The 23,622-nt window shown below is 42.2% G+C and carries 13 protein-coding genes; all 13 read left to right on the plus strand.

The window, feature by feature from the left end; all coding sequences use genetic code 11:
- The first annotated feature begins 24 nt into the window (after positions 1-24).
- The 13 genes from nrfA to HMPREF1212_RS16525 all read left to right on the plus strand — a co-directional run bounded on the left by nrfA (position 25) and on the right by HMPREF1212_RS16525 (position 22,920).
- On the plus strand, positions 25-1,509 hold the full coding sequence (gene nrfA, locus HMPREF1212_RS16465; protein WP_046150066.1) for an ammonia-forming cytochrome c nitrite reductase: 1,485 nt from the start codon (positions 25-27) through the stop codon (positions 1,507-1,509).
- A gap of 2 nt (positions 1,510-1,511) precedes the next feature.
- Positions 1,512-2,738 (plus strand): cytochrome c biogenesis ResB family protein, encoded by a 1,227-nt coding sequence (locus HMPREF1212_RS16470; RefSeq protein ID WP_046150067.1) that lies wholly within the window; start codon positions 1,512-1,514, stop codon positions 2,736-2,738.
- A 14-nt stretch (positions 2,739-2,752) separates the two neighbouring features.
- Positions 2,753-3,547, plus strand: coding sequence for a cytochrome c biogenesis protein CcsA (ccsA, locus tag HMPREF1212_RS16475; RefSeq protein ID WP_028727826.1), 795 nt, complete (start codon positions 2,753-2,755; stop codon positions 3,545-3,547).
- Positions 3,548-3,613: 66 nt separating this feature from the next.
- A complete protein-coding gene (locus HMPREF1212_RS16480; RefSeq protein WP_046150068.1) occupies positions 3,614-4,927 on the plus strand; it encodes an alginate export family protein in 1,314 nt (437 codons plus the stop codon).
- A 63-nt stretch (positions 4,928-4,990) separates the two neighbouring features.
- The gene (locus HMPREF1212_RS16485) at positions 4,991-5,656 is read left to right on the plus strand and encodes a Crp/Fnr family transcriptional regulator (protein ID WP_028727828.1); all 666 of its coding nucleotides are present in this window, start codon (positions 4,991-4,993) and stop codon (positions 5,654-5,656) included.
- 80 nt (positions 5,657-5,736) lie between these two features.
- Positions 5,737-7,083, plus strand: coding sequence for a sigma-54-dependent transcriptional regulator (locus HMPREF1212_RS16490; RefSeq protein WP_046150069.1), 1,347 nt, complete (start codon positions 5,737-5,739; stop codon positions 7,081-7,083).
- A gap of 56 nt (positions 7,084-7,139) precedes the next feature.
- Positions 7,140-11,108, plus strand: coding sequence for a hybrid sensor histidine kinase/response regulator transcription factor (locus HMPREF1212_RS16495; RefSeq protein ID WP_046150070.1), 3,969 nt, complete (start codon positions 7,140-7,142; stop codon positions 11,106-11,108).
- A gap of 309 nt (positions 11,109-11,417) precedes the next feature.
- Positions 11,418-14,417, plus strand: coding sequence for a SusC/RagA family TonB-linked outer membrane protein (locus HMPREF1212_RS16500; protein WP_046150071.1), 3,000 nt, complete (start codon positions 11,418-11,420; stop codon positions 14,415-14,417).
- A 19-nt stretch (positions 14,418-14,436) separates the two neighbouring features.
- Positions 14,437-16,008 (plus strand): RagB/SusD family nutrient uptake outer membrane protein, encoded by a 1,572-nt coding sequence (locus tag HMPREF1212_RS16505; protein ID WP_046150072.1) that lies wholly within the window; start codon positions 14,437-14,439, stop codon positions 16,006-16,008.
- 86 nt (positions 16,009-16,094) lie between these two features.
- Positions 16,095-18,884, plus strand: a complete 2,790-nt coding sequence (locus HMPREF1212_RS16510) for a glycoside hydrolase family 43 protein (protein ID WP_046150073.1) — start codon at positions 16,095-16,097, stop codon at positions 18,882-18,884.
- Between the two features lie 24 nt (positions 18,885-18,908).
- On the plus strand, positions 18,909-19,865 hold the full coding sequence (locus tag HMPREF1212_RS16515; RefSeq protein WP_046150074.1) for a glycoside hydrolase family 43 protein: 957 nt from the start codon (positions 18,909-18,911) through the stop codon (positions 19,863-19,865).
- Complete coding sequence (locus HMPREF1212_RS16520; protein WP_046150075.1) at positions 19,862-20,872, plus strand: family 43 glycosylhydrolase; 1,011 nt, start codon at positions 19,862-19,864, stop codon at positions 20,870-20,872. Before HMPREF1212_RS16515 ends, HMPREF1212_RS16520 begins: the two co-directional genes overlap by 4 nt.
- Positions 20,873-20,889: 17 nt before the next feature.
- A complete protein-coding gene (locus HMPREF1212_RS16525) occupies positions 20,890-22,920 on the plus strand; it encodes a glycoside hydrolase family protein (protein WP_046150076.1) in 2,031 nt (676 codons plus the stop codon).
- Positions 22,921-23,622: the final 702 nt, after the last annotated feature.

Genomic DNA, 23,622 nt, shown 5'->3' on the forward strand with positions numbered 1-23,622 from the left:
ACGAATAAATAAAAATCAACGAATATGGAAAAGAAACTTAAATCATGGCAAGGCTGGTTATTGTTCGCCGGAACAATGGTAGTCGTTTTTGTACTGGGTGTACTGGCCGCTTCGATCAACGAACGGAGGGCGGAGATCGCCAGTGTTATGAATAATAAGAAGGTGGAAATCACAGGGATCGAGGCGGTGAACGAAAAGTTCCAGCCGAACTATCCGCGTGAATATGACACATGGACACAGACGATGGATACCAGTTTCCAAAGTAAGTACAATGGAAGCCAGGCGGTCGACGTATTGGCTGCCCGTCCCGAAATGGTGATCCTGTGGGCAGGATATGCCTTCTCTAAAGATTATTCTACTCCCCGCGGACATATGCATGCGATCGATGATATGCGTCATACTTTGCGTGTCGGTTCTCCGATGACACCCGAAGAAGGCCCTCAACCGGCTACCTGTTGGACTTGTAAAAGTCCGGATGTTCCCCGTATGATGCAGGCTGTCGGCGTGGATAATTTCTATAAGGCAAAATGGGCGGCTATGGGTGACGAGATCGTGAACCCGATCGGTTGTGCCGATTGCCACGAGCCTACTACAATGAACCTGCAGATCAGCCGTCCGGCTTTGATCGAAGCATTCCAGCGTCAGGGACGTGATATTACGAAAGCTACCCAACAGGAAATGCGTTCGTTGGTTTGTGCACAGTGCCATGTAGAATATTACTTCAAAGGGGATGGCAAATACCTGACTTTCCCGTGGGACAAAGGGTTCACCGTGGAAGATATGGAAGCTTATTATGATGAAGAAGGTTTCGCAGACTATACACATAAGTTGAGCCGTACTCCGATCCTGAAAGCACAGCATCCGGATTATGAGTTGTCGATGATGGGTATCCACGCACAGCGCGGCGTATCGTGTGCCGATTGCCACATGCCTTACAAGAGCGAAGGTGGCGTGAAGTACAGCGACCACCATATTATGAGCCCGTTGGCCATGATCGACCGTACCTGCCAGGTTTGTCACCGCGAAAGTGAAGAGACTTTGCGTAACAATGTTTACGAACGTCAGAACAAAGCGAACGAAATGCGTAACCGCCTGGAAGCTGAATTGGCAAAAGCTCATATCGAAGCTAAATTTGCATGGGATAAGGGGGCATCGGAAGATCAGATGGCTCCGGTATTGAAGTTGCTCCGTCAGGCACAGTGGCGCTGGGACTTCGGTGTTGCTTCTCACGGAGGTGCCTTCCATGCTCCGCAGGAAATACAGCGCATCCTGGGTAATGGTCTGGATAAGACGATGCAGGCTCGTTTGGCTGTATCTAAAGTATTAGCTAAATTAGGTTACACGGATGAGGTTCCGATGCCGGATATCTCTACAAAAGATAAAGCACAGCAGTATATCGGTCTGGATATCGCATCAGAGCGCCAGGCAAAGGAAAAGTTCCTCAACACTGTCGTGCCCGAATGGATCAAAGAAGCAAAAGCGAACAAACGATTAGCTGATAAGATCTGATTATGTGGAAGCAACCGTGGGGATATACCGAAGGATGGGCGATCAGTATCGGCCTGTTCATTACCGGAGTCGTTCTGCAACTGACAACCGGGAAGGTGGATGCGACCCTTTTCCAGTATCCCCTCAACGCCTTAGCTGGTGGAGTGTATTTGTTTTTCTTGATAATGATTTATGCCGCGAGCCGTAAAGCCGTTGTCCTGCAATGGTTTTACAGCCTGACGGCGAGTATTACGTCTTTAATGGCCTGGATGGTTTTGGTTATCATCATGGGACTTACCCGGCAGATGGCTCCCTCGGCAACGGTTACTCACGGGGGACTACTGTCAGGGTTAGGTTTCATGCAAATGACGGTTTCGTGGCCTTTTATGCTTTTATTCCTTTATTTCCTTTCTGTATTGGGATTGGTTACGATCCGTAAGATCAGCCGTTTCCGTCTGAAAGATATTCCTTTTATACTGAATCATGCCGGACTGTTCATCACCCTGCTGGCTGCTATTCTCGGTAACGGTGATCTGCAACGTCTTCGTATGACTGCCTCGTTGGAAGGCCCTGAATGGCGTGCAACGGATGATGCCGGTGAAATGGTAGAACTCCCGCTGGCTATCGAACTGAAATCGTTTACGATCGATGAATATCCCCCCAAACTACTGGCGATAGATAATACGACCGGAAAAGCCCTACCGGAAAATAATCCGGAAAATGTATTGGTGGAGACGGCTCCGTTATCAGGCAGCTTGCTCGACTGGGATATTGAAGTTACCAACTCGTTGCCGATGGCCGCTTGTGTACGTGGAACCGATACAATGAATTTTGTGGCATTCCATTCGGAAGGGGCAACAACGGCTTTGATGGTAAAAGCCCGGCATAAAACGGACGGGACAGAAAAAAGCGGCTGGGTAAGTTGTGGAAGTTTTATGTTTCCTTATGTTTCTCTGCCGTTAAGCGACTCGGTAAGCCTGGTAATGCCGGAACCCGAGCCAAAACGTTTTGCTTCTGAAGTAACGGTTTACACCAAGGAAGGGGAACGGACGGATGCGCTTATCGAAGTGAATAAGCCGCTAAGCATAGGCGGATGGAAAATCTATCAGTTAAGCTATGATGAAACAAAAGGGAAATGGAGCCGTACCAGTATCTTTGAATTGGTTAGGGATCCGTGGCTTCCGGTGGTATATGCCGGCATCCTGATGATGTTGCTCGGTTCGGTATGCCTCTTTACAAAAACGATATGATTATGGGATCGATTATGGACTGGAGTCATTTTATATATTTCGCCTTGCCTGCTGTGGCTTGCTGGGCAGTTGGGGCTGTAATGGCTTATCGTCCGAATAAATTCGGGCAGGTACTTTTGTGGACGATATTGGGATTGGCTGTTTTTATGACTTTCATAGTCGGGATGTGGTTGTCGCTCGAACGTCCTCCGCTCCGTACGATGGGGGAAACTCGTTTATGGTATTCTTTTTTCCTGCCTGTAGCCGGGATCATTACCTATGTACGCTGGCGGTATAAATGGATCTTGTCTTTTAGCACGGTCTTATCGTTTGTATTTATCTGTATCAACATTTTCAAACCGGAGATACATAATAAGACATTGATGCCGGCTTTACAAAGTCCGTGGTTTGCTCCGCATGTTATCGTATATATGTTTGCTTATGCGATGCTGGGGGCAGCAGCGGTTGTTGCTGTCTATTTACTGTTCCGTTCGAGAAAGACGGCGATCGATTCGAATGTGATGAGTCTCTGTGATAACCTTGTATATGTGGGAACGGCTTTCCTTACCATCGGTATGCTCTTCGGGGCACTCTGGGCGAAAGAAGCCTGGGGGCATTACTGGGGATGGGATCCAAAAGAGACCTGGGCGGCTGCAACCTGGCTGGGTAACTTGCTGTATATTCATTTCAGGCTTCATAAGGGCATGAAATATAAGACAGCTCTTGGATTGTTAGTCTTCGCCTTTTTCCTGTTGCAGATATGTTGGTTTGGGGTAAATTACCTACCTTCGGCACAGGGAAACAGTGTACATGTCTATAATATGGAATAAAAGGAATTCTTTTTGTGTATTGTATTAGTATAGTATTGAACTTATATAACTTAAAACATAATCGATATGAAAAAACGGATGATTATATTTTCCGGATTACTATTATTAGGTTCGGTGTGGATGAAAGCTGACGAAAACGAAGCAGCTAAAGATAAGGAGAACACATTCTCCATGAGTGCCCAGATACGTCCACGGGCGGAATACCGTAACGGAGCATCCAATCCTCGTTATGAAGGAGAAGATGCTACAGGCTTTATCAGCAATCGTGCTCGCCTGTCTATGAACTACGAACGCGATCGTTTGTCTCTCGGCCTTTCCGCTCAACATGTAGGAGTCTGGGGACAAGACCCGCAGATTGATAAGAATGGTCGTTTTATATTAAACGAAGCCTGGGCACAGCTTGATTTTGGTCATGGTATCTTTGCCAAACTAGGTCGCCAATCCCTGATCTATGATGATGAGCGTATCTTGGGTGGATTAGACTGGAATGTAGCTGGCCGTTATCATGATGCTCTAAAGCTAGGGTATGAAAACTCTCAAAACAAACTACATTTGATTTTAGCTTTTAATCAGAACAATGACAGCAGGAATGCAGGTGGAACTTATTATAACCCGGGTGCGCAACCTTATAAGAATATGCAGACACTATGGTATAAACATGTTTGCAGCAAGGCGTTCAATGCTTCTTTTATGTTCATGAATCTGGGTTTGGAAGCCGGTGATCCGGAAACACAAAAGTCCGACACTAAATATATGCAATTACTCGGTACAAACCTGTATTATGCACCAGGCGACTGGACATTTGGCGGAACTTTCTATTATGAATTCGGAAAGAACATGGCTAATCGCGATGTATCAGCTTTCCTTTGGGCTTTGAATGCTGCTTACAAGATCAATTCACAGTGGAGCATAGCTCTTGGCAGTGATTATTTGAGCGGTGCAAGTAATACAGACGGCCCGGATGCCGACTATAAGGCTTTTGATCCATTATATGGAACACATCATAAGTTTTATGGAGCGATGGACTATTATTATGCCACTCCTTTCAAAACAGGTTTTAATCCGGGATTATGGGATAATCAGGTGAAACTGGCTTATAACGCTTCATCAAAAGTAAATTTGTCATTAGCCTACCATTACTTCTCAATTACCAGCGATCTGACAGTAGATAAGAAAGATTTAGACCGTGGTTTAGGTTCTGAGATCGATCTTCAGGTTGACTGGCAGATCATGAAAGATGTTAAGTTATCCGCAGGATATTCTACCATGTTCGGAACATCGACAATGGAAGCCGTTAAAGGCGGCAGTAAAGACAGTTGGCAGGACTGGGGTTGGCTGTCGTTAAACATAAACCCGCGCATATTTATGGCGAAGTGGTGATTTGTCAGTGTCGGAAATGTTCTTAACTTTGTATAAACATTTCCGACACTAAATCGATACTGAATGGATATTACCGATATTTTTAAAATACCTCTGTTCAGGAACTTTACGCAGAAAATGCAGGAAGACTTCCTTGAAAACCTAGAGTATACGATTGAAAATCACTCAAAAGGGAAAACCATTATACATCAGGGTTCCCCTTGTCAGGCTATACATGTATTGCTGGAAGGTAAACTGAACGTAGATGTAGTCGATGTTTCCGGTGTAGAAGTCCGGGTAGAGGTGATCCAGGCTCCACGCACCTTTGCTACACCACATGTCTTTTCCGAAAAGAACCTCTTCCCTGCCACATTCTCTGTTGAAGAAGATGTCGTTCTAATGAAAATAGCGAAAGAATCCTTTTTCAAAATGATGCATTCTATGCCTTTGCTGCTTCATAACTTCTTGTGTGTAAGCACGAGCTGTAACAAATGCACCATGACTCGTCTCCGTGTATTATCTTTCCGAGGTATCCGTAGCCGTTATATATATTATTTACTGGATCATCTGAAAGAAGGGCAGGATACAGTGGATATGGAGCATAACCAAGTGCAATTGGCAGAGTATTTCGGTGTGACGCGTCCTGCACTTTCCAAAGAAATAGGCAAACTTGTTGACAGCGGCTTCATCAGTATTTCCCGTGGAAAAGTAAAGATACTAAATAAGCAAGCCTTGATCAGTCTGCTTTAAAATACACATAATAATATATAGCCCTCTTGTAGAAACGAATAATATTGTACATTTGCTGTTGTTTTTAGAAACCGGACAAGATGGGAAAAGTATTGATTATTGACGACGAGAAACAAATATTAAATTTACTGTCACGTATTATCGGATTGGAAGGCTATGAGGTCTTTCAGGCAACTTGCTGCAAAGCCGGATTGAAACAACTGGAGCAAGTAAGTCCGGAAGTCGTGCTGTGCGATGTTCGCCTGCCGGATGGAAGTGGCGTGGAGTTGGTCGCTGAGCTCAAGAAACTACGTCCGCTTTCAGAAGTGATCTTACTTACCGCACACGGGAATATCCCCGATGGCGTTCAAGCCATAAAGAACGGAGCTTTCGATTATATAACCAAGGGGGACGATAATAACAAAATCCTTCCGTTAATTGCAAAAGCAACGGAAAAAGCAACGGCGGCTTATAACCAGCTCAAAGCATCAAAGTCACCGGTAGGGCAACAATACTCTTTTCATACGATTGTAGGAAAGTCTCCGGCTATCCAGGACGCGATGGCGTTGGCACGCAAAGTCGCTCAGACGGATGTTCCGGTTTTGCTGACAGGTGAGACAGGAACGGGAAAGGAAGTCTTTGCACAATCCATCCACCAGGATAGCAGCCGGCAAGGAAAAGCTTTCGTTGCAATCAACTGTTCTTCTTTTAGCCGCGACTTGTTGGAAAGTGAAATGTTCGGTCATAAGGCAGGAGCCTTTACCGGTGCCCTGAAAGAAACAAAAGGTTTATTTGAAGAGGCGAACAATGGTACGATCTTCCTGGACGAGATTGGCGAAATGGCTTTCGACTTACAGGCAAAACTGCTTCGTATACTTGAAACGGGAGAGTTCATCAAGATAGGCGATACCCGTCCTATCAAAGTAAATGTGCGTATCATTGCAGCAACAAACCGTGATCTGTCGAAGGAAATAGCCGAAGGACATTTCCGTGAAGATTTATTCTACCGCTTGTCGGTGTTTCAAATCCACCTGCCGCCGCTACGCGAACGCATCGAAGATATTCCGCTTCACATAAAGTCTTTTGTAGACTCTCTGTCTGCCAAGATAGGTAAGATTATTCAAACTATTTCACCTGAATATATCAATATCCTGAAACAACATGTTTGGAAAGGAAACGTGCGTGAGCTCCGCAATGTTGTTGAACGCAGCCTGATCATAGCCGATGGCAATACGCTCACTCCGGAATCGCTCCCGTTGAACTTGCAGCATCCTGAAATGGCGAATTCCGGATCTTACTCCGGCTTCGACTTGAGCGGAGTTGAAAAAATGCATATCCAGAAGGTATTGAAATACACGAACGGCAATAAGACCGAGACATCCCGTTTGCTGGGTATCGGCCTGACTACGTTGTATCGAAAGATAGAAGAGTATAAATTGCAGTTATAGCAATATGCTTCAGCTACAGTTTATTGTTTTGAACCATTTAATACCAGTATGATATCATGAAAAGACCTTGGGTTTTTAATCTTGTTTTTTATCTGTATTTCCTGTGTGTGTTCACTCTTCACGCACAGAGTAATATTCATTATTACTTTAAAACACTGGATATAAAAGACGGTCTCTCTCAAAATACCGTGAATACTATTTTGCAGGATAAACAAGGCTTTATGTGGTTCGGAACCAAGGACGGATTAAACCGTTTCGATGGACTATCTTTTCGTATTTTCAAAAAAGAAGAAACAGATTTAGGTAATAACTTTATAACGGCTCTCTATGAAGATAAAGCAGGTAAAATCTGGGTTGGCACTGATGCCGGCGCATTTATATACGACCCTGTATTAGAAACTTTTACCCGTTTTGATGTGGTTAGCAATACAGGGAGTGTGATTGAACGAGCTGTCACTATGATTGGGGAGGATGAGAATAATGATATATGGATATCCGTAGATTATCAGGGATTGTTCCATTATCGCCTTCAGGATAAACAACTGACTAATTATTTAGATAGAGATGAACATGGAAACAAATTAGCCAATGTAACCCGTTTTTGGTTTAATGGAAATACTTGCTGGTTTAGTCTATACGATGATAATCTATACTATACAGAAGATAACTTTAAGACCAAGCCTGTTTCTTTTAAAGATGTTGATGGCAATGAACCGTTTAAAGATGATATAATAAATACCCGGATTATAGGCTCCCACAATTGTATGTATATCGGTTCTTCCAATGGATTGACAGAAGTCAATATGACAACGCGTAAAGTTCGCCGGCTGTTGAATTATTATGTCCGTGATCTTCAGTTTAAATCAGATAAGGAACTATGGGTAGGAACAGAGTCTGGTTTATATATTTATGATTTGAGTAAAGAAAGTCATATTCATTTGACTGCGTCAAATGAATATGATCCCTATGCATTATCAGATAATGCAATTTATTCTTTGTATCGCGATAAAGAAGGAGGTATGTGGATTGGCTCTTATTTTGGAGGGGTGAATTATTATCCACGGCAATGGACTTATTTCGAAAAGTTTTATCCACGAGAAAATATTGAAAACTTTGGACGTCGTGTTCGTGAATTTTGTGAAAGCAATGATGGTACTTTATGGATCGGAACGGAAGATAAAGGTTTGTTTCATTTTGATCCCACAACAGGAGAGATAAAACGATTTCAACATCCGTTAATTTATCATAATGTACATGGTTTGTGCCTGGACAATAATTATTTGTGGGTCGGGACTTTTTCCGGAGGTTTAGTACGTATAGACTTATCGACAAAACAACTTAAACATTATCAGAAAGGTCTCGACGCTAACTCTCTGGATGCGAACAATATTTTTTCCATATACAAAACTACGACCGGAGATTTATGGATCGGTACAACATCAGGATTATTAAAATATAATCGTGCTACAGATGATTTTACACGTATCCCGGAACTGACCAATATGTTTGTTTATAACATATTGGAAGACTTTAATGGTAATTTATGGTTAGCCACTTACTCAAATGGTGTGTTTCGCTATGATATCAATAGTAAAGAATGGAAGAACTTCGTTTACCAACATAATGACTCAACTTCTTTACCATATGATAAGGTTATTAGTATTTATGAAGATAGCCAGAAGCGTTTATGGTTTATGACTCAAGGGGCAGGTTTTTGTCGATTCAATCCTCAAACAGAAAATTTCACCCGCTATGATATGTCAAAAGGCTTTCCCTGTAATATTATTTATAAGATGTTGGAGGATAATCAAGGGAATTTCTGGTTAACAACAAACAACGGGTTGGTCTGTTTTAATCCGGACACTAATTATAAGCGGGTGTATACTACGGCCAATGGGTTACTCAGCAATCAGTTCAATTATCAATCGGGCTATAAAGACAAGAGAGGACATCTTTATTTTGGCAGTATAAACGGTTTTATAACATTTGATCCGGCTACATTTGTTGAAAATAGATTTATTCCTCCCGTAGTCATTACGGATTTCTTTTTATTTAATAAACGACTTCTTGTTAACCGGGAAGACTCTCCATTAGAGAAAAGTATCACTTGTTCGGAAGAAATAGAGTTGGATGCTGATCAAAATTCTTTTTCTTTTCATACGGCCGCATTAAGCTATCAGGCTCCAGAAATGAATCAGCTGATTTATAAACTGGAAGGGTTTGATCAGGAATGGTATACTGTGGGACGAAATGCTTTGATTAATTATTCAAATTTACCTTATGGAACTTATCTGTTCCGTTTGAAAGGTTCAAATAGTGACGGTAAGTGGAATGAAATTGAGCGTACTTTGAAGATTCATATATGCCCTCCTTTTTATTTGTCTACCTGGGCCTATATATTGTATTTCTTATTGCTTATATTTTCCATAGTTGGGGTTATTTATTATTTCAGAAAGAGAAACAGACAAAAGCATCAACAAGCGATGGAAAAGTTTGAGCGGGAAAAGGAACGTGAATTGTACACTGCTAAAATCGACTTTTTCACAAATGTGGCACACGAGATCCGAACTCCGTTGACATTGATAAAAAGCCCACTTGAAAATGTACTGGTTTCTCAAAACGTACCGGGGGAAATACGTGATGATCTTGAAATTATGGATCTGAATACTAACCGTCTGTTAGATCTGGTCAACCAGTTGCTCGATTTCAGGAAAACAGAGACTCAAAAATTTAAGCTGAACTTTGTCAATTGTGATATTGCGGAATCTTTACAACAAATATATACACGTTTTACCCCTTTAGCCCGTCAAAAAGGATTGGAGTTCACAATTGATTATCCTAAACAATTGTACGCCTCGGTAGATCGCGAAGGTCTGACAAAGATAGTAAGCAACTTGTTTTCAAACGCTATAAAATATTCTGAGACCTATATTCATGTGAAGTTATTGCATAATACTATAGATGAAACCTTTGTTTTGTCTGTTTGTAATGATGGCAATGTTATACCATTGGATATGCGGGAAAAGGTTTTTGAACCGTTTATTCAATATAAAGATGGTATGTCGAATATGGTATCAGGAACAGGTATTGGGTTGGCCCTAGCCCGTTCATTAGCAGAACTTCATGATGGAACATTATCAATGGATGATTCAGTAGAGCATAATTGTTTCCTTTTAACTTTACCCCTTAATCAGGAACATACAATCGCAGTAATGAAAAATGATCGGGAAACTCAGAATATTTTAAAAGAAGAGCCACAAACAATTCAGAAACAGAATCGCCATACCGTATTGATCGTGGAAGACAATCCGGAAATGTTATCGTTTGTAGTAAAACAATTATCTCCGGTTTATTTGGTCTTAACGGCTACAAATGGAGTAGAAGCTTTGAATGTGCTTGAAAATCACACGGTAAATCTAGTGATTTCGGATATAATGATGCCGGAAATGGACGGGTTAGAGTTGTGCGACCATATTAAGTCTGATCTGAATTACAGCCACATACCGATTATTATATTGACAGCAAAGACTACTATGCAATCAAAAATTGATGGTTTAAAATCCGGTGCAGATGCTTATGTAGACAAACCTTTCTCAGTTGAATATCTGAAAGTGGCTATAGCAAACCTTCTTAGGAATCGTGAGAAATTGCATGCAGCCTTTGCACATTCTCCATTTGTTCAAACAAATACAATGGCTATGACAAAAGCAGATGAAACATTTCTGAAAACACTGAATGATGTTACTATGAACAATATGCAAAATCCTGATTTCAGTTTGGACGATATGGCAGGTTTGTTAAATATGAGTCGGTCAAGTTTGAATCGCAAAATAAAAGGCTTATTAGATATGACTCCGAACGACTACATTCGTTTGGAGCGATTAAAGAAAGCAGCACAATTATTAAAAGAAGGAGAATGTAAAGTAAATGAAATTTGCTATATGGTAGGCTTCAATACTCCATCCTATTTTACCAAATGTTTCCAAAAACAATTTGGTATCTTACCTAAGGATTTTGTGAAATAAGACGATCTGATCATAAAATAGAACAATAGGGTCAAACGCCTTCAGAGTATATTCTGAAGGCGTTTTTTGATTCTATTATTGTATTAATTGGAAAAATAGTTGTAGCTGTTATTGTCATATTGAAATACATTTGCGACCAAGAGTTCTAAACAAAAATAAGTAATACCGTGAAAAAAGAAAAGCCTATGACATAAGTATTGTAATCTTTGAATCTTTACATTTCATGTATGTAAAAAACACATACATATTGATTAACTGAAAAGGCGGAAGATCGGCTTTCGCAAAGTTTAAAATCTAATTCTATAAAAAATGATTAAGAAATTATTAGTTCTGTTTTTTACTGTATTTACGGCAACAGCATTTGCCCAGAATGTAACTATTTCCGGTACAGTAGTGGATGCAGAAAAAATGCCGTTGATCGGTGTTAATGTTTTAATAAAAGGGACAACTATCGGTACGACAACTGATTTTGATGGAAAGTTCTCTCTCTCGGGAGAAAGTGGTAATACATTAGTTTTCTCATATATAGGTATGACTTCTCAAGAGATGACGTATAAAGGAAACCCATTGTATGTAGTGATGAAGGATGACTCCAAAGCACTGGAAGAGATAGTCGTGATTGGTTATCAGACTGTGAAAAAGTCAGATTTAACAGGTGCGGTAGCTGTTGTAGACACAAAAGAAATGAAAAAAAGTGCTGCCGGAACAATCGCTAATCAGTTGCAAGGGCTGGCTACTGGTGTAAACGTTCGTAGTACCGGTAAAGCAGGAGAAGACGCATCGATTGAAATTCGAGGCGTTGGCTCATTAAGTGACAATACCCCATTATGGGTCGTAGACGGAATGATCACTTCGCCGGGTGTCGATTTTAACCCTTCAGATATAGAATCTATTCAAATATTGAAAGATGCTTCGGCAGCAGCAATTTATGGTTCGCGTGCAGCAAATGGAGTGATCATTATCACGACAAAGAAGGGTACTAAAGGCCCGATGAAAGTGGGTGTCAGCGTAAAGGAAACATTGGAATGGAGTCCGCGCTATAATTTAATGAATGCAGCCGAATATAGGAAGTATAATGATATTGCCTATAATGAAGCAATAAAAGATGGCATTGCCAGTATTACAACAACACAACAGCATTCTGAATTTGATACAGACTGGCAAGATGAAGTATTTAAGACTGCTTTAGTACAAGATTATAATGTATCGCTTTCCGGTGGTGGAGATTCAGGTAATTATTTTGTATCTGCCGGTTATTATAATAATGACGGTGTTTCTTATGGCAATAATTTCGACAGATACAGCTTCCGTGTCAATACACAGGGTAAAAGAGGCATGTTCTCTTTTGGCGAAAATCTGGCTTATTCATTAATAAACAAAGACCCTCTACAGACAAACCCATATAATGATGTGGTTCGTATGATGCCGACAATTCCTGTATATGATGCTAACAACCCGGGAGGATATGGTTATGGAGATGCAGCAAAATATAATACTTTTGGAACAAATCCGATAGCCCGTGAAAATCTGGAGAAGATGAAAGAAAGACAAAATCGTTTAAATGGTTCTGTTTGGTTGGAATTTAAACCGTTTGATTTTCTATCTTATAAATTCAATGGTGGTATAGATTTATATTTTTATGAAAAATCATGGTTCAGGGGAGAAGGTAACTGGACTCAGAACCAGGAACACCGTGATCCGGAAAGTCAGAAGCAACGTGATAATACCTATAATATGTTGGTGGAGCATACGCTGAACTTTAATAAAGATATCAAGAAACATCATATTGATGCCGTGGTAGGTACTACCTATCAAAAAAACGAATGGGAAGGCTTATGGGCATCTCGTTTGAACTTTCCACAATTAGGTACCGATGATTATTTGACAGTACTTAATGCCGGTCAAAGCAACCAGCAAAATACTAACAGTATCAAGAAAAGTGCAATGATCTCTTATTTAGGCCGCGTCAATTATGTATACGATAATAAATACTATGTAACGGGCACATTCCGCCGTGATGGAACATCCCGTTTATCGAAAGAAAACCGTTGGGGTAACTTCCCGTCTGTTTCTGCCGCCTGGAGAATTTCAAAAGAAAACTTTTTTAATATTTCCTGGATCAATGATTTAAAGATCAGAGGAAACTGGGGACGTCTAGGTAATTCATCTATTGGTGAATGGGATTATTTAGGAACGATCAATCAAAGTATTGTAACCTTGTTGGGAGGAACTATTGTTCCGGGAGCTGCACAAGTTAAAATCGTAAATAACAACTTGGTATGGGAAACTAAAGAAACAATGAATTACGGTTTTGATGCCGCTTTCTTAGATCAACGATTAAGTTTGAGTGCTGAATATTATGTGGCTAAAACCCATGATGTATTAACCGATATGCCAATTGCTTTGTCTACAGGTAATCAGGGAGGAGCTCCGAAAGCTAATGCAGCAAGTTTAAAAAATCAGGGATTTGAAATGACTGTCGGTTGGAGAGATCAGGTAAAAGATTTCAAATATAATGTAAATATGAATATAACAACCTTAAGCAATAAAGTCATAGATCTGGGATATGGAAAAGATGTCTATTACTCAGGTCAGGCTAAAAGCGAAATCGGCCAGTCTTTATCTATGTTCTATTTATATAAAACAGATGGCATCTTTAAAACCCAGGAACAGATTAACAATTATGTGAATTCAAAGGGTGAACCGATCATGATCAACGGCAAACGTCCTCAATTAGGTGATGTTAAATATATTGATACCGATGATAATGCCAATATCACTGCGGATGACCGTCAAATATGTGGAAGTCCATGGGCTAAAATGCAACTCTCACTCATGCTGAATGCCGAATGGAAGAATTTTGATTTTGGAATGATGTGGTATGGACAATTCGGAAACAAGATTTACAATGTTACGAAATGGCAGGGACGTTTGTTTTACGATAACTCGAACTATATTCGTTACGACAAAGGGGAAGAACCTTATCAGGTAAATCAAGATTCAAATACGCCTCGTATCATATATGGCGACCAGCGTAATTCGATGGATAGCGATCGTTTCCTTGAAAATGGCTCATTCTTTAGAATGAAAAATATTTCATTGGGATATAGTCTGCCGAAAGAGTTAGTGAACAACTTTGGTATAGATAAACTTCGCTTATATGTAGCTGGGAACAACCTGATTACTTTTACAAAATATAGCGGTTTGGATCCTGATTTTGTGAATAAGGATGTATGGAATAGAGGAACAGACAGTTTTGCATTCCCTAATACCCGTTCTGTAATGTTTGGATTGGATTTGACCTTTTAATTTATAATCAAGAGAAGATATGAAAAAAATATATGAATTATTAGTTGTTGGCGCTTTATCATTATGTACAGCTTGTAGTGCGGATTTGTTGGATATAGATAATCCGAATGAAGCAACTGTCCCAACCTTTTGGAAAACTGCATCAGATGCAGAAGCCGGAGTGAAAGCCTGTTATAGTGCACTTTACAAAGAACCGACCTGGATGCGTTGGCTATCGTTTCGTTACGATTTATCTTCCGATGAAGGATGGAGTTCTTCTCCATGGGTTGAACTTGGCGACTGGACACGTTTTCTGTATACCAATTACAATTTCAATGAAGGGAATAACCAACACTGGGAATTCTTCTACATGGGAATTTACCGCTGTAACCAGGTTTTACAATATGTTCCTGAAATTGAAATGGATGAAGCCCAGAAGAGTAAAGTATTGGCTCAGGCTTCCTTTATGAGGGCTTTATGGTATTTTCAGATCAATTTGCTGTGGGAAAAAGGGACATTGATATTAGAACCTGCAAATGCTGATTATGTGCCTTCGGATGCATCAGAAGAAGAAATCTGGACACAGATAGAAAAAGATTTACTATCTGCTGCAGAAAATCTACCGGAAGCATGGGATGCAGCCAATGTCGGCAGAGCTACAAAAGGTGCAGCGAAAGCTTTACTGGGTAAAGCTTATATGCAGCAACACAAATTCGATAAGGCCAAAGAACAACTTCAATGGTTGATAGATAAGGAAGGTTCACTATACGGATTGATCGATAACAGAGAAAATAACTTTACGGATCTGGATGAAAATAATAAAGAAGGTATTTTTGAAATTCAGTTTGACGATCAGAATAAAGGAGGAACAGGTAATGACGCAAGTATGGCTATGGGATTCCAGCGTACACAATTTTATGCACCGAGTGGCATTGGCTGGGGAGACGGAAAAGCACGCAGATGGTTGGTGGATGAATTCTTAAAGGAGAAAAGAGCTGATGGTTCGAATGACCTTCGTCTGTATAGCAGCATTTTGTATCACGGCTTCTCACAGGATTTCCCGGAACAGCCCCGAAAATATTATAAAATAGCGGATGCAGATGATAACACACAATGGGATAACTGGGGACAAAGTAAGGAAGATTGCTATATCCGTAAATATAATACTTCTTATTATCGTGAAACGGAAGACTATTTTGCCCGTAACAATTATCGCATCATGCGTTATGCCGACATCCTGTTGAATTATGCAGAATGTATTGTGGAAACGGGAGGTTCGATTACAGAGGCTGCCGGCTATGTAGATAAAGTCAGAGAACGTGCCGGACTTGTCAAATTAGCAGAAAGCCAGTGGAAAAGTTCTCTGAATTCAAAAGATACTTTTATGAAACGTCTGCAAATGGAACGTTCGCTGGAACTTTGCTTTGAAGGCTGGCGTTGGGCTGACCTGAAACGTTGGGGACTTCTGGATACCCAGGCCGGCATTGACGAGTTGAAAAGCCGGGATGCAGATTTTAACAACTTCATTATAGGTAAACATAGACGTATGCCGATCCCGCAAATAGAAGTGGATAATAGTGAAGGGCAACTGACGCAGAATCCGATGTATTAATTTTTTATGTTAACAAAGTATCCTTTATCTTCGTACTCTAATTGTTCGTATGGAGATTAAAGGATACTTTTATAATAATCTTTGCCATGAATATCAATAAAAAAGCGATACTATTATTAGCTCTTTCCTGTTGTTTAGACCTGTGTGCACAAAACATCCGGAACCCAGTGTTGCCCGGAGTTGCTGATGCCGGAGCAGTGAAGTATAATGGAAAATATTATATCGGAGGTGTTTTTACGAATGGTGATTTTTACATCTCTAAAGATCTCGTTAATTGGGGGACTCCGGTGCATGTAGTGTCAATGGATAACGATTGGACAAAAGGAAGCGGAGCCGGAGATAATCAGATCCACGCAAACGATATGTTCTATTTGAACGGAGATTTTCATTTATATTGGTCTGTCAATTATTGGGGGAAAGACAAACATGCCGTACATATTGTACATGCACAGGGTAAAGATATACTAGGACCTTATACGGAACCGGACAAAACAACCTGGATGGATAACCGGATCGATCCTATGGTCTTTAAAGATGATGACGGACAATTATATATGTATATGGTTCGCTTTACAGACGGAAATACGATCTGGGGACGTAAAATGAAATCACCGGCAGAGTTTTCCGGTGAACCGGTATGTCAGTTTGCTTCCTTACCCGACACTTGGGAAACAATGGACAATCGCGTAGCTGAAGGCCCCTGGGTAATGAAGTACAGAGATCGTTATTATATGATGTATAATGCTAATCATACATCGACAGAATGGGGGAATTACCAATTAGGTGTAGCAGAGGCGAATTCTCCACTGACTTTCCAGAATGGGGGAAAGTATAGTTATCCGGTAGTTTTATCCAATCAGACTTCCCTGGAAGAAAATTATGTGGATTTATTAAGATATGGTAAAGCTTATGAGCCGTACTTCGCTTATATGGAAGAACAGCCGGAAGGTAACTGGATGCAACCTGATTATAATGCTTCCGGTTGGAAAAAGGGGGAATCCGGATTTGCTTCAAAAGATGTGGAAGGATCGACTACACGTCATCTGGGAACAGAATGGCAGACGTCTTCCTTATGGTTGCGCAAGACCTTCCAGATAAATAATACGATAAAGAATGCCGCTTTGCGTGTAGCCCATGACGGAGATACTAAGATATATTTGAACGGAGAGCGGATTTATAATAAGCAAGGGGCGGATTATTGTATACTTAATTTGAGTGAAAAGCAGATTGCCGTATTGAGGAATGATGCTCCCAACGTCCTGGCTATTGAAACGAATAAAGGCAGTAGAACGAACTTCTTTGATGTTTCTTTATTCGATATGAAAGATGATAAAGCAGACGACATCCTTTTAACTCCCGGACAACCTAATATTTTGCGTGGCCCGAACGGTTTCGAATGGTGGCTTATTTATATGGCGAATAAGAACCATGAACCTCGCGGACAATACATAAACCGTGTGCAATTCTTCGATAAAACACTTTATGTAGACGGAATAACCGGCCCCAATACAAAAGGATATCATCCGGAACCGGCCAAACCGACTTACGGTGATACTTTTGATGATGCGTCTTTACTAAAAAGCTGGACTTTCCCGGCAAACGATCAATGGGGCGTTACCGATGGCGAGTTGGTATGGCAAAATCAGGAATCTTCTTATGGATTACTAGACAAGGTACAATCAGGCACATCCTATTTGTTTGAAGCCGGAGTGAATGCCACAAATGAAGCCGGAGTCATAGCCTATTGGAAAGATGCGGAGAATTATATAAATGTAGGTTTGGATTCAACCCGCTCCGGTTGGTATCTGCAAACTTGTATACAGGGAAAAGAGCGGAAAGAGTTTTTTAATTTACCGGAAGATTTTATCTTTGGAGTATACCATACCTTTACAATAGAAAAAAATATGGATAATATGAAAGTACTTCTGGATGGCATTCCTGCTCCGGGAAAGTCATGGTTTGAAGGAATACTACCGGGATCAGAAGCCGGTGTCCCCGGTCTGTTTGTTAAAGAGGGAAAGGCTGCTTTTGACGGAATTGTATATACGCTTGGCTTTGATGATTATGATTGTACCATGCCCGGTTGGGAATGTATCAGCGGAAAATATGAAAGCACGGCAAAGGGCTTGAAAGTTTCGGATAATAATAAAACAGAGATACTGAAGGGCGATATGCTGAATAATTATGAATATTCATTTCAGGTATCCAACCTCTCCGAAAAGGGTCTTGCAGGTGGTTATCCGGTCTATATAGATAAAGATAACTATGTGAAAGCTGTAATTAACGGCAGTACACGCACGCTGGATGTTACAATGGTAAAAAACGGTAAAACCTTACAGAAATATAGTTTTCCTCTGGAATGCCTGAAAACCATTTACCCGGATGTCAAATATACAGACTTTATAGAGAAAGGCTATCGCTTTCAAAGCCCTGTCTGGTTAGATGCTCTTTATTTGAATCGCCATGATGTTGGAGATAAGAATGATTTCGCGGAGAATATGTTCGACCGTTTCGTGATAGAATATGCGAAAGACGGGAAATGGTATCCTCTTGGGGAGAACAGCCAAAGTGAAATTGCCCCTCATCCGGCCTATAACAAGCTGTCGTTCTCTCCGGTAAAGACCGATGCATTGAGATTCATCAATAAAGACCCGCAGGATCTGTCACGGCATATAGACAAGATCCGGATCAATGAATTATTGAAGACCTCTTATAATATACGTGCCGTTAAAAAAGACAATAACCTCTATCTGTTTATAGACGGAAAGGAAATATGTCAGTTGGAGGCTGCTTACCCGCTATCGAAAGTCGGACTTTATTCAGAAGGTTGTCAGCCGGCCTATAATGGTGTTTTGCGATATCATATTGGAAAGTAAATTATTCATAGAAAATATAAGACCATGAAAAAAAGTTTTGTTTACATTGGAATTCTAGTATTGAGTGTTCTTGTCGGATGTTCATCCAACAAGGCAAAGGAAAAAGAAAATGTGGAGATAGCAGCAGAAACAGTCCCCTTGGGTGATCCGTTCATTCTGCTGCACAACGGGGTTTACTACGCGTATGGGACACATTCCGACCAGGGGATCGAAGTGTACACCTCCGATGACCTGAATACCTGGAAACTCGCCGGGCTGGCATTGAATAAAGAAGACAGCTGGGCCGACAAATGGTTTTGGGCCCCCGAGATATATAAAGTAAATGATACCTTCTATATGTATTACTCCGCGGATGAACATATTTGCGTTGCCACTTCCAATTCCCCTCTGGGCCCGTTCAGACAGGAAGAACAGAAGCCGATGATAGCCACCGAGAAGAGCATTGACAACTCACTCTTTATCGATGATGACGGTACACCTTATCTTTTCTATGTCCCTTTCAACGACGGGAATAATATATGGGTGGCCAGATTGGAGGAAGACCTCATTACCATAAAGGAAGGCACCTCCCACCCTTGCATCCATGTCTCGCAGGAATGGGAAACCGTCTGGCCGCGCGTAAATGAAGGCCCTTATGTGCTTAAGCGCAACGGACTTTATTACATGACCTATTCCGCCAACAGCTATGAAAGCCCTTTATACGGAGTAGGTTGTGCAACGGCTACGGATATTATGGGAGAATGGACGAAATATGACGAAAACCCTTTGTTACAGTCGCCGGGAGAATTGGTCGGTGTAGGGCACAGCGCGATGTTTACGGATAAAGAGGGAAACCTCCGGATCGTTTATCATGCGCATAAGGATAAAGAGAATATTCATCCGCGCGCCATGCACATCGGTAACGTCAGTTTCGAGAAAGTCGACGGTATCGACCGGATGCGAATCAGTAAAGAATATATAACCCCTAAATTGGCAAAATGAAAAAAGAATTATTACTACTGGCACTATGTGGCTTTGCGGCCTGTTCCTCGTCCGGCTCTAAAGACGAAGGCAATGGCGGAAACACCGGAGAAAAGGCAGAAACCTATCAAAACCCTGTGATTGCTTACAGCCTTCCCGACCCTTCGGTTATCCGGGGGGACGATGGCTATTTCTACCTGTATGCGACGGAGGATATTCGCAATTTACCTATTCACCGGTCGAAAGATCTGGTTAACTGGGAAATGGTCGGCACTGCGTTCACCGATCAGACACGCCCGGACTTTGAGCCCGACGGCGGACTCTGGGCTCCCGACATCAATAAGGTCGGCGACCGGTACGTACTTTATTATTCCATGTCGGTCTGGGGAGGCGAATGGACTTGCGGTATCGGTTGTGCTACCGCCGATCGTCCGTCAGGCCCTTTCAGCGACCAGGGGATGATGCTCCGTAGCAACGAGATCAATGTACAGAACTCTATCGATCCTTTTTATATAGAAGAAAGCAACCGGAAATACCTTTTCTGGGGAAGCTTCCGAGGTATTTACGGCATCGAACTGAGTGACGACGGACTCTCATTGAAAGAAGGCTCCCGCCCTGTGCAGATCGCAGGTACGGCTTACGAAGGAACCTATATCCATAAAAAGGACGGATATTATTACCTCTTCGCTTCGATCGGCTCCTGCTGTGAGGGACTGAAAAGCACCTACACGACAGTCGTAGGACGTTCGAAGGAGTTGTTCGGCCCCTATGTGGACAAAAGCGGACAACCGATGCTGGAAAACCATCACGAAGTACTGATCCACAAGAACGGTTCTTTCGTCGGAACAGGCCATAACTCGGAGATCCTTACAGACAAGGCCGGTAACGACTGGACGTTCTACCATGCAGTCAATGTGAACGACCCATCCGGCCGCGTCCTGATGCTGGATCGTATCGACTGGAAAGACGGCTGGCCTGCCGTCGCAACCGATTCACCCTCTTTGAAATCAGAAAAACCCGTATTCTAACTTTTAAATATATCAATATGAATTTGAAAAACGTAGCCCTTTCATTGCTGCTGCTGGCCGGAACGACCGGCGTGGAGGCAGTGAACTATTCACCGGAAAACGTGAAAGCCTCGATTGCCCTGAAAGTACCCGGAAACGATGCCCGGCAGTACCCGTTGACCATGCAGAAGTTGCAGGACAATTATTTCGATTACCAGCTCAAGGCAGGAGACAAACTCCCCCTTTCGATCTACCAGAAAATAGAAGATAAGGACGGTAAACAACAGATCACAGTCTGCATCACCGCCTACGAAGACCTTTGGTTCAATTACGCGGAGCAGATCAAGACCGGTTTCAGTCACGACGACTGCCAGTTCTACCTGCCCGGCTTCTGGTACCGTCGCAACCTCCGTTCGCCGGAGAAAGCCCCCTCTTTCCACACGTCCGACAGCTGGATCGTACGGGAAGACCGCCTGAGTACCCCCATGACCGCTATCTTCGATGCCAAGAACGGCAAAACGATCTCCGTGATCCGTCTCGACGAATTCAAGGCCGACGCCCTGACCACCCATAAAGAAGGCGAAGTGATCCTCTCCGGCAAGACTTCCATCGGCTACACCGGTTTCGAGAACCTTGCGGGAACAGCCGCCCTCTCCTTCGGTTTCCCCTACAAGGAAGCCCCGAAAACCTATATCCGCAAACTCACACTTGCCCCCGCCGTCGAAGCCTTCCAATTGCTCCGCAAGGACGAAAGCATCACGCTGACCTGGGAAGTGAACGAGTTCAATGCCGCCGACTTCTCCGAATGCGTGCAGCATGCCTGGGAATACAGTTTCGACACCAACCGCCCGCAACCCGTCCAGACCGCCTATACGCCCGACAAGATGAAGGAAGTCTTAAGCAACTTCTTCGTGGAAAGTTATGTCAGCGACTACCCCACCCACTATTATTCAGGCGTGGAACTGCGCACCGAGACTTGCGACAACACCGATGTAGCCGAAGTCGGCTTCGTAGGCCGCACTCTTCTCAATGCCTTCAATGCCCTTGAATACGGCGAAAAGCAGCAGCGCACAGACCTCGTGGCAAATGCCAACTCCATCTTCGACACTTACCTGCAAAACGGCTTCTCCACGGGCGGTTTCTTCAACGAAAGAGTCCATTACAAGAACGACAAGCAGGACGACGTGCATAGCATCCGCCGCCAATCTGAAGGCGTCTACGCCCTGATGTATTATCTCGGTTACGAGAAAGAACACGGCCGCAAACACCCGGAATGGGAACAACGGATCAAGAGTATGCTGGAAAGTTTCCTCCGTTTGCAGAACGAGGACGGCAGTTTCCCCCGCAAATTCAAGGACGATTATTCCATCGTCGATAAGAGCGGAGGCAGCACGCCCTCGGCAACCCTTCCGCTGATTATGGCTTCCAGATACTTCAAGGACAAACGTTACCTGACAGCCGCCAAACGTTCGGTAGACTACCTCGAGAAAGAGCTGATCTCCAAATCGGATTACTTCTCCTCCACCCTCGACGCCAACTGCGAAGATAAGGAAGCCTCTCTCTACGGTTCCACTGCCGCCTATTACCTGGCACTGGCCACGAAAGGCGAAGAACGTGCCCATTACGCTGCCTTGGCACGCAAGGCCGCCTATTTCGCCCTCTCATGGTATTACACCTGGGACGTGCCTTTCGCACCGGGACAAATGCTGGGCGACATCGGACTGAAAACGCGCGGTTGGGGAAACGTTTCTGTTGAAAACAACCATATCGACGTCTTCATCTTCGATTTCGTAGATGTACTTCACTGGCTGGCAAAGGAATATAAGGAAGAACGCTTCTCCACCTTCGCCGAGGTTATCAGTACATCCATGCGCCAGTTGTTACCTTACGAAGGACATATGTGCGGGGTTGCAAAAAAAGGGTACTACCCCGAAGTCGTGCAACACACCAACTGGGATTATGGTAAAAATGGTAAAGGCTATTACAACGACATCTTCGCTCCGGGTTGGACGGTCGCTTCTTTATGGGAGTTGTTCTCTCCGGGAAGAGCGGAATCGTTTCTAAAATAAGCTGACTATACATTATATAAATAAGGAAGCCTGCATGCATTCATCTGCATGTGGGCTTTTTTATTATGAATAATGATTGCATTATCAGGAAAGCAAGAAGTTACAAAAATAAATTTAAGACAATAAGGTTTATTAAGTAGATACACTTGTTAAATCACCTATATTCAAACCAACACAAGCTATGATATTCAAAAGAATAATATGTTAAATAGCAATGACTAGTTTTAAGGATCGTTTTTCTTAGTCACCTACAAAAGTATTATAAAATGTAAAACGAGCAAAGAAAACATCATAAAATTTCTCCAAAAATATTGATTTTCTTTGCTTTCTAAAAATTACGGCTAAAAAAATCAATTTTGCTTGCAAATGTTAAAACGTGACTAGAAAAAACGATCGTTTAATCTAGTCATTCTGATTGTTAATGTATATAAAAAATTAAAATATGGAAGATCCATTTATCAAATAATATCTCTTCGGTTATTTTATCGAAAGGCCATGCAGCCCGCAAAACCCCTCGATAAAAACACGAATGAACGCCGACGTCAGCAAAGCCTTTCGATATTGATATTTAAAGGCCAAGGCGATCAACATAATCATTCGATAACTATATCGAAGAACATTTATAAGCAACATAGCCCTTCGATAAGTTTATCGAAGGACGAAATTTAAAGCAGGGCATAAAAATAAAAGAATGATGTATTC

This window comes from Parabacteroides sp. HGS0025 (assembly GCF_000969845.1).
Lineage (GTDB): Bacteria > Bacteroidota > Bacteroidia > Bacteroidales > Tannerellaceae > Parabacteroides > Parabacteroides gordonii.

Bases quoted from the DNA above. Each gene is read 5' to 3' on its own strand.
- nrfA (WP_046150066.1), top strand. From the start codon at position 25: ATGGAAAAGAAACTTAAATCATGGCAAGGCTGGTTATTGTTCGCCGGA.
- HMPREF1212_RS16470 (WP_046150067.1), top strand. From the start codon at position 1,512: ATGTGGAAGCAACCGTGGGGATATACCGAAGGATGGGCGATCAGTATC.
- ccsA (WP_028727826.1), top strand. From the start codon at position 2,753: ATGGACTGGAGTCATTTTATATATTTCGCCTTGCCTGCTGTGGCTTGC.
- HMPREF1212_RS16480 (WP_046150068.1), top strand. From the start codon at position 3,614: ATGAAAAAACGGATGATTATATTTTCCGGATTACTATTATTAGGTTCG.
- HMPREF1212_RS16485 (WP_028727828.1), top strand. From the start codon at position 4,991: ATGGATATTACCGATATTTTTAAAATACCTCTGTTCAGGAACTTTACG.
- HMPREF1212_RS16490 (WP_046150069.1), top strand. From the start codon at position 5,737: ATGGGAAAAGTATTGATTATTGACGACGAGAAACAAATATTAAATTTA.
- HMPREF1212_RS16495 (WP_046150070.1), top strand. From the start codon at position 7,140: ATGAAAAGACCTTGGGTTTTTAATCTTGTTTTTTATCTGTATTTCCTG.
- HMPREF1212_RS16500 (WP_046150071.1), top strand. From the start codon at position 11,418: ATGATTAAGAAATTATTAGTTCTGTTTTTTACTGTATTTACGGCAACA.
- HMPREF1212_RS16505 (WP_046150072.1), top strand. From the start codon at position 14,437: ATGAAAAAAATATATGAATTATTAGTTGTTGGCGCTTTATCATTATGT.
- HMPREF1212_RS16510 (WP_046150073.1), top strand. From the start codon at position 16,095: ATGAATATCAATAAAAAAGCGATACTATTATTAGCTCTTTCCTGTTGT.
- HMPREF1212_RS16515 (WP_046150074.1), top strand. From the start codon at position 18,909: ATGAAAAAAAGTTTTGTTTACATTGGAATTCTAGTATTGAGTGTTCTT.
- HMPREF1212_RS16520 (WP_046150075.1), top strand. From the start codon at position 19,862: ATGAAAAAAGAATTATTACTACTGGCACTATGTGGCTTTGCGGCCTGT.
- HMPREF1212_RS16525 (WP_046150076.1), top strand. From the start codon at position 20,890: ATGAATTTGAAAAACGTAGCCCTTTCATTGCTGCTGCTGGCCGGAACG.